This window comes from Symplocastrum torsivum, from assembly GCF_059505465.1.
The window spans coordinates 20,972-36,557 of the sequence record NZ_JCACKQ010000067.1 but is presented as its reverse complement, the minus strand read 5'-3'; the positions used below and the strand labels follow the sequence as shown (position 1 = coordinate 36,557).

The following is a 15,586-nucleotide window of genomic DNA, read 5'->3' as shown; positions in this document are numbered from 1 at the left end:
TTTCTCAGATCCTCTTGACAACTGCCAGAAAGCCTTAACTTGTCACCAATGGTGGTAGGCAGATAACTGTTCTCATTCAGTTTCGGGGTTGGCATATGAAACCGCATTGTCAGTCACTTTGGTTTGCTGCTAGTTTTTCTCTCTTCTGGTTGGCAACAACTAATCCCACGCCAGCACAAATCGTTGAGGATATAACCCTACAAAATCTTTCCATCGTTACGCCAAACGGCAACACCAGCATTATCACGGGGGGTACTCAAGCTGGCTCTAACTTGTTCCACAGCTTTGGAGAATTTTCGGTTCCCACTGGAGAAGTTGCCTCTTTTCAAGAAATTGACCAAGCTGTTGAAAACATCATTTCTCGCGTAACTGGGTTATCCGTTTCAACTATTGATGGATTAATTGAAGTTCTTCAAGCTAATGGTACTGTCAGTCCTGCCAACTTCTTTCTGATCAATCCCAACGGTATTATTTTTAGTTCTAATGCTTCGTTGAACATTGGCGGCTCTTTCCTAGCAAGTACAGCCAGTAGCCTAAACTTTGCTGATGGTAGCCAGTTTAGTGCTACTGCTCCTCAAACTACACCTTTACTTACCGTAAGTGTTCCGATTGGTTTGCAATTTGGAGGGACACAAGGAAACATCCTTAATCAATCTCAGGCACGCAACCGCCTAGGGATACCTGTTGGTCTACGGGCGCGGCTTGATAAAACATTAGCGTTAGTAGGCGGCAATGTAAGTTTGAATAGTGGATATTTACGAACTCCAGGTGGTCGAGTCGAATTAGGAGGAGTGGCAGGAGCGGGAATAGTAGGGCTAAACGTTGATGGTGATAGTCTACGTTTGAGTTTTCCTGATGATGTCGCCAGAGCTGATATATCACTTAGCAATGAAGCTTTCGTGGATGTCACTGGCGAGGGTGGTGGAAATGTTCAGCTTTCAGGAAGGCGGGTGACATTCACTGACGGTTCAGCAATTCAGGCTTATACCCTAGGCTCAATACCAGGAGGCACCTTAAGCATCAATGCCTCGGAGTCGGTAGAACTCAGTGGAACTACAGCAGATGGCAATTTTGCGAGTGGCTTATTTTCTTTTAGTGATTTTGAAGCCACGGGTGCTGGAAGCAATATAGCTGTGGAAACGGGGCGCTTAATAGTTCAGGATGGGGCACAGATACTCGTTAGTACATTAGGTGCCGGGTCGGCAGGTGCTCTAACAGTCAAAGCCTCAGAGTCCGTAGAAGTCATTGGTAGCGCGATGAATGGGCTTCCCAGTGGGTTGTTTGCTGGGGTTGAAGAGGAGGATGCTACAGGATTTGGGGGAAGTTTAACGATTGAAACGAGAGAATTAATTATCCAGGATGGAGGGCGAGTCTCAACTTCTACTTTTGGTCAAGGAGAGGGTGGCAGTCTAATTGTACGGGCAAGAGACTTCGTAGAGGTAAGTGGCAGATCAAGCGATCGCCAAAACAGTAGTTTATTACAGGCTACAGTTCAACGGGGAGCTACCGGAGATGGCGGAAGTTTGACGATTGATACGGGCGAGTTGCTTGTCTCAGATGGAGCGCAAGTATCAACGTCTACGTTTGGTCAAGGAGATGCTGGGGATTTAACGGTGCAAGCGACCCAAGTAACACTACTCGGTTACGGCACTTCAGCAGACGATAAGATAATTTCTAGTGGTTTGCTTGCTAATTCTGAACAAGGGGCTACAGGGACTGGCGGTAATCTAACCATCGATACTGAGCGCTTAAGTATTCAAGGTGGGGCACAAGTTTCAGTTACGACCTTTAGCGAATTTAGCCAAGCTAGTGCAGGTAACTTGACAGTTCAGGCTTTTGATGTAGAACTGGTTGGAGTAGCACTCTCAGCAGATGGTCAATTCCTTACTAATGACACAGGCTTGTCATTTGGTAGTGGTTTATTTGCTGGCACAGGTATAGGCTCTACAGCAGATGGAGGAACTTTAAGGGTTGAAACTGAGCGATTGACCCTTCGAGATGGAGCCGTTCTACAAACTACGACGTTTGGTGCAGGGGATGCGGGAGATTTAATTGTTCAGGCTTCAGAATCCGTGGAACTCGTTGGAACCTTTGCTGATAATCGGTTTCCCACAAGCTTGCTTGCTCTGTCTGGCGGAATTCCTGGAGTTGGTGGTATTCCTGAAGCCACAGGGCAAGGTGGAGATTTGACGATTGAAACAGGAGAGTTAATTGTTCGGGATAGGGCGCTAGCCGCTGTCAGCAGCCTCAACTCCAGTAATGATGCTCAAGGTGCAGGTAATCTTCAAATTACCACGCGAAGTATCACTTTAGATAACCAAGGCGAACTCACAGCAGAAACCGCATCTGGTGATGGTGGCAATATTGCGCTAGCTGTTGAGGATTTGTTGCTACTACGCCAACAAAGTGGAATATCTACCTCCGCAGGTGTCGTTGGTGCTGGTGGGAATGGTGGCAACATTACAATTGATACTCCAGATGGCTTTATTATCGCTGTCCCAGAGGAAAATAGCGACATCAGTGCTAACGCCTTTACAGGCAATGGTGGTAACATCCAAATCCAAGTCCAAGCCATCTTTGGTACCCAGTTTCGAGAAGACTTAACTACCGAAAGCGACATCACTGCCAGTTCAGAGTTTGGACTAGACGGTGTGGTAGAAATCACAACGCCGGATGTTGACCCCAGTCGCGGATTAGTTGGCTTACCTACTGATGTCGTTGATGCCTCTGGATTAATTGCCTCTGGTTGTGGAACGCCTCAGATAGCAAGAAGTGAGTTTATCGTGACTGGGCGTGGTGGCTTACCGCCTACTCCCGGTGAAACCCTCAGCAGTGATACCGTTTGGACAGATTTACGTCCGGCAACTACTACTACCGGAAATCGTTCAGCGGAACCTTTAATTACTCAGCCAACTGATACTAAGCCGCCAGTAGAAGCCCAAGGATGGGTAATTAATGATAGGGGTAAGGTGGTTCTCACCGCGCAAGCTGCCCATGTACTACCGCACAGGGCTTGGCAGACACCAATCGAGTGCAAAAAATTGTGATTTTAGTTGAGCGAATTTACTTCTTCATGTGAAGCTGCTCCACTAACGTATATTAAGTTATTGTTCATTGTCGGTTGTTTGCTGTCTGTGGCAACTAACTTCTAACTAATTACCCAATTTTTAAATTAAATCAAGTAGTCAACCGGGCTTGAGATGACTAGAGAAAGGAGAATGAGGAAAAGAACATGGCAAGAAAATGGTCTGTGTATGTCCGTGCAGTACAACCCTTTCTAAAATACGTTTTTCTTGCATTCAGCACCATTTTATGCATTGTCTTGGGGCAGGTGATAAACATAGATTGTATGAGTGCAAGTAATTGCGTTTCTACAACGCAACTAGTATCTCTTGCTACCTCAGCTCCCACATCTACTGCCCAATCCGTAACAGATCAGGTGCAACAGGGAAGGGAATTTTATGAAGCAGGACAATTCAGTGAAGCCGCCAAAGTTTGGCAGGAGGCAGCACAGGCATTTCAAGCTGAAGGAAATAAACTGAATCAAGCTACAGCATTGAGCTTTTTGTCCTTGGCTTACCAGCAGCTAGGGCAGTGGGATGAGGCAGGTGTTGCTATTAGTTCCAGCTTGCAACTCCTCCAAGACACTAGACTACAGTCCTCAAAAAAAGATACCCCAACGAATACTCAACTCATTCTCGCCCAAGCCCTCAATACACGCGGGCAGTTGGAACTAGCACAAGGACAAGCGCAAAAAGCGATCGCAACCTGGCAGCAAGCAACGACGGCTTATATTCAAGCTGATGACCAGATAGGAATTATTGGCAGCCTAATTAACCAAGCTCAAGCCATGCAAGCTTTAGGGCTTTATCGTCAAGCTGAGAAGACCTTAACTCAGGTGGAAGCAGCGCTACAAAATCAACCCAACCCAATTCAGTCGATGGGTTTGCGTAGCCTGGGTAATACCCTTCGAGTTATCGGTAACTTGAAGAAATCTCGGCAGAGTTTAGAGCAAAGTTTGGCGGTAGCTGAGCAACTACAATCTCCCTCAGATATCAGTTCCACTCTACTTAGTTTAGGAAATACAACCCGCGCCCAGAAAGAAACCGAAGCCGCTTTGGGGTTTTATCAGCAGGCAGAAGCTACATCCACTTCACCGATGACACGCACACAAGCCCAACTGAATCAACTGAGCTTGTTACTCGAAACGCAGCAACTCAGTGAGGCATTAGCATTGGGTTCAAAAATTCAGGGTCAAATCGCTAGCTTGCCTGTCAGCCGTGCCTCTGTTTATGCCCAGATTAACTTTGCTCAGAGTCTCACACGATTTAAGAGAAGTAATACAGACACCACTCCCTCCTGGACAGACATTAGTCAAGTCTTGGCAAAAGCAGTTCAACAAGCAAAAAGCTTAAAAGATAGTCGTGCAGAAGCTTATGCCCTTGGGCATCTCGGTGGACTCTATGAACAGACTCAGCAACTAGGCAACGCTCAAGATCTTACCGAGCAAGCGCTACTGATTGCCCAAGGTATTAATGCTTCAGACATTGCTTATCGTTGGCAGTGGCAGTTGGGGCGGCTTCTCAAAGCAACTGGAAAAAAGCAAGAAGCGATCGCAGCTTACACTGAAGCCGTCAACACTTTACAATCTCTCCGCAGTGATTTAGTAACCATTAATCCCGACATTCAGTTTTCCTTTCGGGAGGAAGTAGAGCCTATCTATCGGCAGTTAGTCGATTTACTCCTACAATCCACCAATACCCAAAGTGAGCCGAGTCAACAAAACCTAGTCCAAGCTCGTAACGTCATTGAATCACTCCAACTCGCTGAACTCGACAACTTTTTCCGAACCGCTTGCTTGCAGGGACAGGCTGTACAAGTTGACCAAGTGATTGATCAAGATGATCCAACAGCCGCCGTTGTCTACCCAATTATCTTGCCCGATCGCTTAGAAGTCATCCTCAAGTTGCCCAATGTGCCTCTACGTCACTACGCTACTTCTATTGCTCAGGGTGACGTGGAAGAAACCTTAGAAGAACTGCGGCAGGAACTGGTAAAGCCTTTCTCCCTAAAACGAACGCAGTCATTATCGAAGCGAGTTTATGATTGGCTACTCAAACCTGCTGAGGATGCCTTCATACAAAGCCAAATTAAAACCTTGGTATTTGTCTTAGATGGTTCTCTACGGAATATTCCGATGGCAGCTCTTTATGACGGTCAACAGTATCTTGTACAAAAGTACGCTGTCGCCTTGACTCCAGGACTACAATTGCTGGCTCCAAAATCGCTTGTACAGGGAGAGTTAAAGGCTTTGACGGCTGGACTTACCGAATCCCGTGGGGGCTTCTCGGCTCTTAGCAATGTGGCGTTAGAAGTAGAAGAGATTCAATCCGAAGTACCTACTACAGTCTTACTCAATCAAGAGTTTACTAGCGAAACCATCCAAAACGAAATCAAATCATTACCTTTTCCCGTGATACATCTAGCAACACACGGGCAGTTCAGCTCTGAAGCTGAAGAAACGTTTATTCTTACTTGGGATGGTCGCCTCAATGTCAACGAGTTGGAGAACGTCCTTCGTAACCGAGACGAAAATCAGCCAAATGCGCTCGAATTACTCGTCCTCAGTGCTTGCCAAACGGCGGCTGGGGACAAACGAGCCGCTTTAGGATTGGCGGGAGTAGCGGTACGAGCTGGGGCACGCAGTACTCTGGCTACACTATGGTCAGTTAACGATGAGAGTACTGCCGTGCTGATGAGTGCATTCTACCGAGAGTTAACTCGTACTAAAGTAAGTCGAGCTGAAGCTTTGCGTCTAGCTCAGCTATCGCTGTTGCAAGAACCTCGCTCCCAACATCCCCGCTACTGGGCACCTTTTGTTCTCGTGGGCAGTTGGCTCTAAACGGAATAGGGCTACCGTGAAAATGATACGGGTGCTATATCCCCAAGCCTTATAACAGACTAAGAGCTACAGCACCCGTCATCTTACTTACGTTTCTTGATCCAGTAAAACTTGACAAGTCGGCTTTAATGCTTGCCAAGATTTTCTCAGCTCTCCTAGAAATTAAGCAGAGCCTAAGAATTAGTAGCCTGAGTTGATAAAAGGTCTTTCAGCTTTGCCAAATCAGCAGCCCAACGTGGGTCTGGTTGGATTGAGCCTGAGTCAGAAGAAGATGATGATGCAGGTGTGCTTGAAGACGTGTTGCGCTTAGCCTTTTTACCGCCTCCACGACGCACGGGGGCACTGCTAGGCGTACTACTAGCTGGACGCGCCTCTTCTTCTTCTTGGCTTTTCGACCGTGGCAGAGCTTTCTCAATTTTCAAAGCACTGTCATTGAACATATGACCGTTGAACTTTTCAATGATTTCATCAGCAAGCTCATCTGTTGGTACGGTGACAAAAGCAAAGCCCCGACATTTGCCAGTTTTGCGGTCTTTAATCACCTTTGTAGAAACAGACTCACCAGCATCTGCAAATACAGAGTGCAGTTCATCACGGTTTACATCTTCTTTTGGCAAGTTACCCACGTAAAGACGAACGGTCATGAGAGATACCTCCAGACTTGGATTCCAACAAAAAATTGTCCACACCAGTATTATGTTGGCTAAGAATGAATTGAATTGACGAACGGCTCTCACGTCCAGACAATCTTCTGACTATCCTTACCAAGCTCAACAGCACAAACTGATGCAGTAAAATCAAACTCCTGATATACCATCCAATCTATTGCGATCGCGATCCGTATTTTTACCTCGGATTAACAACCGATTCAGATTAGGGCTAATAGTTTTCCTTTTGTTCTGATTATTACAGAATATTTACACTATCTACTAAGTTACCACGGTCTCCAGTAGGCAAGCTAGTATAACAGATAGATTTCAGCCTTTAGCCGTAGCTTTGCAAAAACTGCTGTGACAAAGGGAGTAGCAATTAAGAAATTTTTAGAAGAACTAGAGGTCTGCCCTATTAATATGTCACGTTTCAGGAATCTTAAGAAAGTTGGCTAAAGGCACGAATAGCATTGTCTCACATCCAGAGCAATTTGACTCTCAGTTCTTGGCTGAGAGTCAGAAGAAGATAGCTAAGTTCAAGTTACTACGGTGAAAGCAAACTGTAGTCTGCGTAGTTTTAAGGGATAGAAACCCTAAATCACCTCGAAGGTAATTGAGAGAGCCGCTAACTGGCTTGTATCAATACTTCGAGCCATGCTACTGCTACGGGTAGTGTCAGTTGCATTGCCACGAGTGCCATTATTAACATCATCAAGCAAGTAGTCCATGACCTTAGCTGGCTCATTTTGCTGATCTGAGCCTCGTAAGCCTACTATTCCGTTGCGTGTGTTATCGCGTGCGGCAAGTTCTCGTAAGGCTTGAAGGGCTTGGCGCAAAGGGGTTCGACTGGCGAGAATTAGCACCTCAGCAACACCTTTCGGTTCTTGAGTAACGAGACGGAAGCTGTCTTTACTAGGGTCAGGTATTTTGAGTGTCTGACCAGCAGATACCAGCGTTACCTCTTCAGAGGCAATCCATTGATTGGGAAAAATTACAGAAATTTCTCCCGTGGGGTCAATCACTAGCACGCTTAGATAAAGCCCACTGGTTTCGTTGTTGGTCACTTGTATCTGTACAGGTGTTCCTAAGGGGAGTTTGTCAGAATTTGGAGGAATCGCTGGCGTAGTCTGAGTGCCTGGACTACCTTGACCAACACCACGAATCGGGAAGGTAGTAGCAAATCTTGCCTCAGTTCCCTCTGGCTGCATTGAGGCAACAACATTTAATCGGGAGGAGTTCGTGTTCAGAGCTGTCTTGACAATCCGGGCAGCAAGGAGCAATTGGAATTTAGCACGTAGACGAGTGACAGCGCTTGTAATTGTTTCACCTGTTACACCGAAAGAGTCAGGAATTAGCTCTAGTACAGGCGAGAAAAGACCTAGACTACCAACTTCTGGGAGGCTTGACCCAACTGGAGTTTGTACTTGCTGCCGATAGGCGTTAGTCATCCGACCCAAAATGTATTGCACCTCTTGTTGTTGTAACGGTAGGGCTTCGATACGTGGAATACTGGTAAGAGCTTGTTTAGCTTGATTAGCATCGTTTCCAAGAGAGGGGTCAAGACCAATTTTCAACGTTAGGTTGTTGGGAATGCTGCGGGCACGTTCTTGTAAGAAGGCTCCGGGTTGTGCCGCATCTAGTAGCTGGGCTTGCCCGACTAAGCCTGTACGAGCTTCCAACTGTACTCGTCCCTTTTCACGTCCTTGCAAGTCTACAACGGAAAGAATTGCACCTCTATCAAAGGCAGTTAGGCTGTCGGGGTCAAGACCACCTAACCACAACTCGGCTTGATTGCCCTCAACTTTGGTAATTACGGCTTCTGCTGGGGGAGTTCGTTCATTGAGGAAGTAAACCGGGCTTGTGAGATAATCGCTGCCTGGTTTGTACTCTATCAGTGGTTCCTGTTGGTTGGAAGTCATCCGTGTAGTGCTACGGGCAACATTCGGTATGACACGGGAGAAGGATTCACGACCTGTTTGTTGCCATAAATATTGAGTCATCAAATAGGTAAATGCTCCCGCATAAAAGCCATTGAATGGGGAGTCAATTGCCTCTTGGTCACGTCTAGCGGAGGCAATCACAACGCCTTTAGCTACACCCTGTTTACGTCGTTGTTTGAATTCAGTTGGTGAAATATTAAGCCTTGAGAGCCATTGTTGTTGGTAAGCTTGCTCGTCTTCTATTGGCTGGAGTTTAGAACCGCCAAGACGCGATCGCACTTTTACATTCCCTCTTGTCCCGCCACCAGAGTAACAACTATCTAAGACAGCCGTAAAATTTTCAGTTTGAATCGCACTCATCAACAGAAACAAGGTGCGTCCCATGATGTCTTGCACAGCACCTTCTGGACTAGGAAATCCGGCGGGTAAAGAACTATCTATAGGCACAAATGTACTATTGAGGCAATCTGGAAAGTCGCAGTCTGGGTAATCCGGATCGCGTACTTGGGAACCATGTCCAGAGAAGTGGTAGACCACAACATCACCTGGTTTAGCCTGCTTAATTAAATGCTCCTCAAATCCATTCAAAATGTTTTGGCGAGTTGCTTGCTCATCAGTAAGGATGACAATATCCTTGGGATTGAAACCAAATCGATGAATCAGCAACTGCTGCTGTAAGTAAGTATCAGTAACACATCCTTGTAAGGGGTCGAATAGATATTTATTAATACCGACTAATAAAGCCAACTTGCGTGGAGTACCTTGAGCGAGAACACGACCGTAGCGATCGCCTGCCCTCTGAATATCTAACTGGCTCAAACCTAAGGTTGCTAGTGTAGAGCCAGCAAATTGTAAAAACTGACGCCGCTTAATCCGAGACATAAGTCAAGTCTTCCTCTTATCGTCTTTATGATTTTTAAAGGTTTTTACTTCACTAGAGAAATTCTCATGGCACACGAGTCAGCAACTTGCTTGTCTTTGTCAGCTATATCTCTCAGTCTTACAGAGGATATGCAACAAAACTTGGTAGAAGTTAAAAGTACGATAAACAAAGCCATGCCAAGGGCTTAGCCTATCCAGCATACCTCTGGTAGTCTCGCTGAATAGCCACTACTATTCACCAAGTCATCAACACCACAACTATGTTATTTAGAAAGAAACAGTGACTGATTTTTTACTCAAGCGTGTAACTTCTCTAGGAGAATTAGCAACGTGTCGGAAGAACCACAAACATCAGCCCAACTGCCACCTAGCAGTGAGATCCAAAGCTATTCTCTGACAGCCACGACCGAGAACTGGTTTACCTATCCTGTACGGGCACATCCTAACCACACTGATTATTCCGGAGTTGTTTGGCATGGCACTTATCTTGCTTGGATGGAAGAGGCGCGGGTTGAATGCTTACGCTCAATCGGCATTGATTTTGCTGACTTGGTAGCCTTAGGATGCGATTTACCTGTTGTTGAGCTTTCGCTACGCTACCACCGCCCGATTCGGATGGGTATGTCAGCTATTGTTAAGACACGCATGGCAGAGATGGAAGGTGTCCGAATTAATTGGGATTACCGCATTCAATCCTTGGATGGAGAAGAATTGTATTTGACAGGTTTGGTGACGTTAGTTGCTGTTGACCGTGAGAAGGGTAAAATTTTGCGGCAGCTACCATCAACTGTGAAAGATGCCCTTGTAAAGCTTTCAACTTAGCGTTTATCAGCTTGAAACCATCCAGCCTATTGCCAAAGCTAACGGCTATTTTCGACAAGCTACCCAAGCAGAACGTAATGTTTTGATTGAGTGGGTTCAAGCCTTTTCTCAAGAAGCCTTGGACGAGGCAACTGAGTATGATGAGGCTGAACAAATGATTGAGCGTTATCTTCGTAAGGGTTTTCTTTATCTTTGGCAAGATCAGGTTCCGGTTGCCACCGCAGGCTATCGCGGGGCAACTCCCAATGGGATTCGAGTCAATTTTGTGTATACTCCACCCAAGTACCGTCGCCAAGGTTATGCCAGTTCCTGTGTGGCGGCTTTGAGTCAAACTCTACTTGATCAAGGACGTAAGTACTGCTTTTTATTTACAGACCTAGCCAATCCTACTTCTAATCATATTTATCAGGCGATCGGATATCAGCCTATTTGTGATATGAACGAGTATTGGTTTGAGGAATGAGATTCAGAAACTGAGAATAGGGTGTTGGGAAATGAACGCTCTCCCTCATTTCCCTATTCCCCAAAAGCATTTCTTCATCGCATATAGAAGCGCGAAAGGGTATTAAGAACGGCTACTATTCCACTCTTCAGCAGCATCAGAAACCGCCTGTTCTACTGTCTTTTCATCCAACATTGCTGCCTGTAAGTTTTCGTAAATCGCCTTTTGCAGCTTGTTGAGGTCTTTCATCGCTGGCACTAACACCTCGGCATCTTTTAGCTGACTGGCACTGATATTACGCGCTTGCTCCACTGCCGAAGTAGTAGTATTACTCGCTAACTGAGTTTGGTACGCTTCAACCGCTTCAACTGTAGACGGCAAAACATTTGCTGCTTTTGCAAAGGCTAACTGATTCTCTGTGTTGGTTACAAATAAGGCAAATTTTATTGCCTCATCTGGCTTGGACGTGTCGCGGGGAACCACCAAATTCATCACCGCAACATTTTTCTTCCCTGTCTTACCCGTAATTTGTGGGGCAGATGCTGAGACTTTTGCAACGGCGGGAGCATTTGTTTCAATCGTCTTCAGAAACTCAGGACCAGAAGCTAGCATAGCTGTCTCGCCTGCTTGGTAAAGTTCTATCGCGTTACGATGTCCTTGGGTAAGCACTTCTTTAGGCAGCAAGCCTTTTTTATAGAGGTCTACCCAATACCTAAACGCAGTAATTCCTTCGGGAGTGTTAAATGCGGCTTGACCTTGGTTATCCACTAACTGTACGCCCATTTGCACAAATGACTCCAATACTTCACCCGAATCCGCTGGCACAAAGGTGACAAAAAACGCATATTTACCTGTCTTGTCTTTCACCTGTTGGGCAACTTGGGCGAGTTCCTCGTAGGTCGTTGGTGGCTTGCTGATACCCGCTTGTTTTAACAAGTCTTGGTTGTAAATGGTGACTCGCGTTGTTAAGTACCAGGGAATGCCAAAGCTTTTTTCGTCAATCGTGCTAGCTTTCCAGATATTTGGGAGATATTGCTGCCGTACTGGTTCAGAAACTTTGCTATCCAAGTCCATCCATGCCTTACGAGAAGCAAGCTGTGAGGCAAAGCCAGGATTGAGGTTAACGACATCCGGTGCAGTTTTTGCTGAAACGGCTGTGAGGATTTTGCTTTCCATCGCTGACCAAGGAACATCCACCCAGCGTACTTTGACTGAGGGATTTTCTGTTTCAAAGTCGGCAATCAGCTTGTTGAAGTAGTCTGTGAACTGTGGCTGTAGCTGCATTGTCCAAAACTCAATTTCTGGACTAGCTGATGGTGAAGGAGTTGGGCGACAGCTAATCAACCAGCTTAAGAGCAACCCCAACAACGCAAAAATGCCTAAACGTCTCCAGGTTCTGATTCTGCTCATGTGAACTTTCTTCTTCCAATGCATAGCGCCAGCAGTAAATCATCCTACTCTAAGGAGATGGCGAGTGAGGTGCGATCGCCTTATCCTCTTTTAGGAATATAGTGTGAGTGCAAAACTGAACTATTGCTGCGTCACCAGGTGGAATATAGCTAAGCAGGAAGCAGGGCGCTACAACCGCACAGCCTTCTGTTAAACTTATGAACTTATTGTTTTACTACTCAATAACGGGAATAGAAACCTGCTTAGCGCTTCTGTAACAAGTTCACTACGATCTATCTGCTTATGAGTAGAAAATCCTCTTACCAGTAGCGTCAGGCTGGAAAGGTAAGCTACGCATAGCTGAAGAATTTGCGGTGAAGCACTTTCGTAAGCGATCGCAATTACTAAATCTTTTTACAACTATCAGTCTTTTTCGAGCCTACACTCTTGTTGCCCATTAAGCTCTCTAGAGCATCAACGTTAGCTTAAGCTAGAGCAGTGAGGAGCAAAGTCACCTGGAATGACGTTCCTTTAAAATCAGCAATTATCTTCTCCATTTATTAGGTGAACTAATTCTGAAGAGAAAATATCCCTCAAAGTGTGGTTATTCTAAGCTAAATTGGGTACCATGCATCAATATTAATCTTGTTAGATTAAATATCTCCAAGAGATCAGCGTTACTTATCTTAATTCTCGCTCCCGCCAAACCAAGAGTTATGTTTAACCGTTTTCAAGGGCTGTTTTCAAAGGGCAAGAAAGGCGTCGGCATCGAATTGGCTCCGGAACGAATTAATATTGCTCAACTGCGTAAGCAAGGTCAAGGCTTCAAAGTCAGCACACTTTACTCTCATGAAGTACCAGAAGGGATATTTCAAGGAGGTCAGATTGCTGACCCTCCCGCTTTAGCAGACTTAGTTAAAGCGGCACTGGCGGAGAGTAAACTAAAAGTCGATCACGTTGCTACTGCCGTCCCAATGCGGGAAGCGATCATCCGGATTATACCGATTCCCGCCGAACTGGACGATCAAGAGCTACGAGATATGGTGCTTAACCATGAAGCCGGTCTATATCTACCCTATCCCCGCGAAGAGGTAGATTTAGATTACCAAAAGCTCGGATTCTTCACTGATGAAGATGGTATCGAAAAGGTGCAGGTTCTGCTGGTCGCGACTCGCCGCGAAATCACTGATATGTATCTCGATACATTTGGGCAAGCTGGGTTAAAGGTGGATGTGTTGGAGATCAATAGCTTTGCCCTAATTCGGACGATTAGAGAGCAACTGCGGCAGTTTGCCCCCCAAGAAGCGGCTGTACTCGTAGATATCGAATTTGACAGCACCGAAATTGCCATCATCGTTGATGGTGTTCCTCAATTCTCCCGTACTGTTCCGATCGGAACTTACCAACTTCAGAGCGCTCTGTCGCGAGCCATGAACTTACCAACGTCGAGAAACACAGAACTGCTACAAGGAATGACAATTCCTAATACACCCGTTGACGGAGTACGCACTGGTGCCACAGGAATCAATCCAGGGATGGCAGCGTTGCTAAGAGTTTTAGGAGAGCTAGCCGACGAACTCCGCCGCTCCATCGATTTTTATCTAAATCAAAGCGACAATTTAGAGGTTGCACAACTACTACTCGCGGGCCCAGGAGGTGGAATTGGACAACTTGATGAATTTTTCACACAACGGTTGAGCTTGCCAACGACTCAGGTAGACCCGGTTGCAGCGCTTTCGCTAGAGGTGGATCAGGAAATTCCCTCTGTGCAGCGACCGGGGTTAGGAACTGTATTGGGATTAGGATTGCGGGAGGTTTGAAGCTATGTATAGTCTAGATGTTAATTTTTTAAGCGATCGACCCGATTATCGACCACCCGACCAAGGAAGCAGTCCAAAAAAAAGGCAAAGGTCAGCAGCAGCAATGACACCTCTCTATATCGGAATAGGGGTGGGTCTCTTGCTTCCAGCCTTAGTGGGTGGTCTATGGTTTGTCCTCCAGCAGCAAATTGCTCAGAAAGAACAGCAAGAAACGGAATTGAACGCGCAGCTACAGCGTTTGCAAATCGAAGAGCAAAAGATTGCTAGGCTCAACGAACAAATTGAGCAGGTGAACGCTGAAACCCAAGCACTGGCAACTGTCTTTAATCAAATTAAGCCGTGGTCAGCGATGTTGCAGGACATTCGGGAGCGCGTTCCACCGGGAATACAAATTGGCACGGTTACGCAAACAGAAGAAGTTCCAAAAAACCAACCTGCAGCGGCTTCTCCTCCCCCGCAATCTCAGGCAAATAACGCCAAAGCAAAGAATGCTCAAGCCGCTCAAGCTCAGGCTCAAGCGGCTAGCACCCCACGTCCGACAATGAAGCTGGAGATTCAAGGTACGGCGCGCTCTTTTGATGATGTGGGTTACTTTCTGGTGACACTAAAGCGATCGCCTTTCTTTAAAGGAGATGAAACCCAGTTAGTCAAAGCACAGTTAGTTGAGAATCGCACGAAGTTAGAAGTACCCAAAACCCAAACTCAGGGTCAAAGAGTAACGTATACGCTACCTAAAGTAGTGGAATACACAATTTCCACAAGCATCAGTGATACGCCAGCTTCGGAGTTACTTCGAGAGTTAGATCGTAAGGGTGCAGTGGGACTAGTAACGCGAATTAGAACTCTTCAAGAGATTCAGCAGCAGAAAGGAGCAACTCAGCCATGACATACGCTGATGAAGAATTTATTCTAGCGGATGGTCAGGAGGAAACTCCTGACTATCCCAAGGCTTTCGGAATTACGTTTACGCCAAGAGTTGGCGGTATAGTTATTGGGGTTCTTGGTCTTTTGGGAGCAACCTATCTCCTGGTTAATGCTGTACAACCCTCTTGGCAGCGATATCAAGAGTTAGAAGCCTCTGTTGAAAACAAGGAGCAGCAAATTCAACAAAAACAAAAAATCCAGCAACAGATTAGGGAGACAACAGCAAAACTGGAGCAGGCAAAGCAAGAAAATCAGCAGGTGCTGAGTTTATTTGCTAATGAGAAAACCCTAGATACATTGTTGTTAGACCTCAACAGCTTTGTCAAAGATAGAAGGGGCAGCTTGACTAATTATGCACCGGCTCAAGAGGCAGAGGCAGTGGTCAATGATGGATCTTATGGGGCAGCGGTAAACGGAAAGCTGAAACGTAAAACGATAGATGTACAGCTTCAGGGCACCTTCGATCAAGTCCAGTCAATCATGCGAAGTTTTGAGCGGTTACAGGCACTATTAATTGTTAGGGACTTCAAAGCTGAGGTGAGTGAACCTCAACCCCTGCTGTTGAATCAGGGTAGAGCGGTGCCTGGGGCTAGACCAACGATTGAAGCAACGTTTACACTGGACGCACTATCGCCAGTCACTGAGGATGAAACTCAGTCAGCTGCTGCTCAGCCAACGGCTGCCCAGCCAGCTAAAAAGTAAAAAGCATTGCGATCGCGCTGGTAAGCTGTTAGCTTTGAGAATTCTTTATGTGTGTGACTCCTGACTTCTAAAAGCTAATTGAAAGCCAAGCTAATCGCTCCAATTGGTCTTAA

The 15,586-nt window shown here is 46.1% G+C and carries 10 protein-coding genes; 7 read left to right on the top strand and 3 right to left on the bottom strand.

The genetic code is table 11. From position 1 onward, the window contains the following. Positions 1-95 precede the first annotated feature (95 nt). Both AC5JL3_RS20220 and AC5JL3_RS20215 read left to right on the top strand, forming a co-directional pair. On the top strand, positions 96-3,047 hold the full coding sequence (locus tag AC5JL3_RS20220) for a two-partner secretion domain-containing protein (RefSeq protein ID WP_496076179.1): 2,952 nt from the start codon (positions 96-98) through the stop codon (positions 3,045-3,047). A 302-nt stretch (positions 3,048-3,349) separates the two neighbouring features. Continuing rightward, entirely contained in the window at positions 3,350-5,902 is a 2,553-nt protein-coding gene (locus tag AC5JL3_RS20215; protein WP_496076178.1) for a CHAT domain-containing protein, read from the top strand. Positions 5,903-6,075: 173 nt separating this feature from the next. Here AC5JL3_RS20215 and AC5JL3_RS20210 read toward each other — a convergent pair whose 3' ends face one another. Next, the gene (locus AC5JL3_RS20210; RefSeq protein WP_496076177.1) at positions 6,076-6,546 is read right to left on the bottom strand and encodes an RNA recognition motif domain-containing protein; all 471 of its coding nucleotides are present in this window, start codon (positions 6,544-6,546) and stop codon (positions 6,076-6,078) included. Between the two features lie 599 nt (positions 6,547-7,145). Continuing rightward, the gene (locus AC5JL3_RS20205) at positions 7,146-9,374 is read right to left on the bottom strand and encodes a DUF4384 domain-containing protein (protein WP_496076176.1); all 2,229 of its coding nucleotides are present in this window, start codon (positions 9,372-9,374) and stop codon (positions 7,146-7,148) included. Between the two features lie 330 nt (positions 9,375-9,704). On the opposite strand from AC5JL3_RS20205, the gene AC5JL3_RS20200 reads away from it, so the two are divergent. Both AC5JL3_RS20200 and AC5JL3_RS20195 read left to right on the top strand, forming a co-directional pair. Then, complete coding sequence (locus AC5JL3_RS20200) at positions 9,705-10,196, top strand: acyl-CoA thioesterase (RefSeq protein WP_496076175.1); 492 nt, start codon at positions 9,705-9,707, stop codon at positions 10,194-10,196. A gap of 19 nt (positions 10,197-10,215) precedes the next feature. Then, positions 10,216-10,659 (top strand): GNAT family N-acetyltransferase, encoded by a 444-nt coding sequence (locus tag AC5JL3_RS20195; RefSeq protein ID WP_496076180.1) that lies wholly within the window; start codon positions 10,216-10,218, stop codon positions 10,657-10,659. A gap of 102 nt (positions 10,660-10,761) precedes the next feature. Here the strand turns inward: AC5JL3_RS20195 and AC5JL3_RS20190 are convergent, their stop codons facing one another. After that, on the bottom strand, positions 10,762-12,048 hold the full coding sequence (locus AC5JL3_RS20190; protein ID WP_496076174.1) for an ABC transporter substrate-binding protein: 1,287 nt from the start codon (positions 12,046-12,048) through the stop codon (positions 10,762-10,764). Between the two features lie 695 nt (positions 12,049-12,743). On the opposite strand from AC5JL3_RS20190, the gene pilM reads away from it, so the two are divergent. Genes pilM through AC5JL3_RS20175 form a run of 3 tightly spaced genes read left to right on the top strand, consistent with a single transcriptional unit; the run spans position 12,744 to position 15,473 of the window. Then, positions 12,744-13,847, top strand: coding sequence for a type IV pilus assembly protein PilM (gene pilM, locus AC5JL3_RS20185; RefSeq protein WP_192220530.1), 1,104 nt, complete (start codon positions 12,744-12,746; stop codon positions 13,845-13,847). A gap of 4 nt (positions 13,848-13,851) precedes the next feature. Continuing rightward, entirely contained in the window at positions 13,852-14,733 is an 882-nt protein-coding gene (locus AC5JL3_RS20180; RefSeq protein ID WP_496076173.1) for a PilN domain-containing protein, read from the top strand. Next, complete coding sequence (locus AC5JL3_RS20175) at positions 14,730-15,473, top strand: hypothetical protein (RefSeq protein ID WP_496076172.1); 744 nt, start codon at positions 14,730-14,732, stop codon at positions 15,471-15,473. The genes AC5JL3_RS20180 and AC5JL3_RS20175 overlap by 4 nt, the downstream gene beginning before the upstream one ends. Positions 15,474-15,586: the final 113 nt, after the last annotated feature.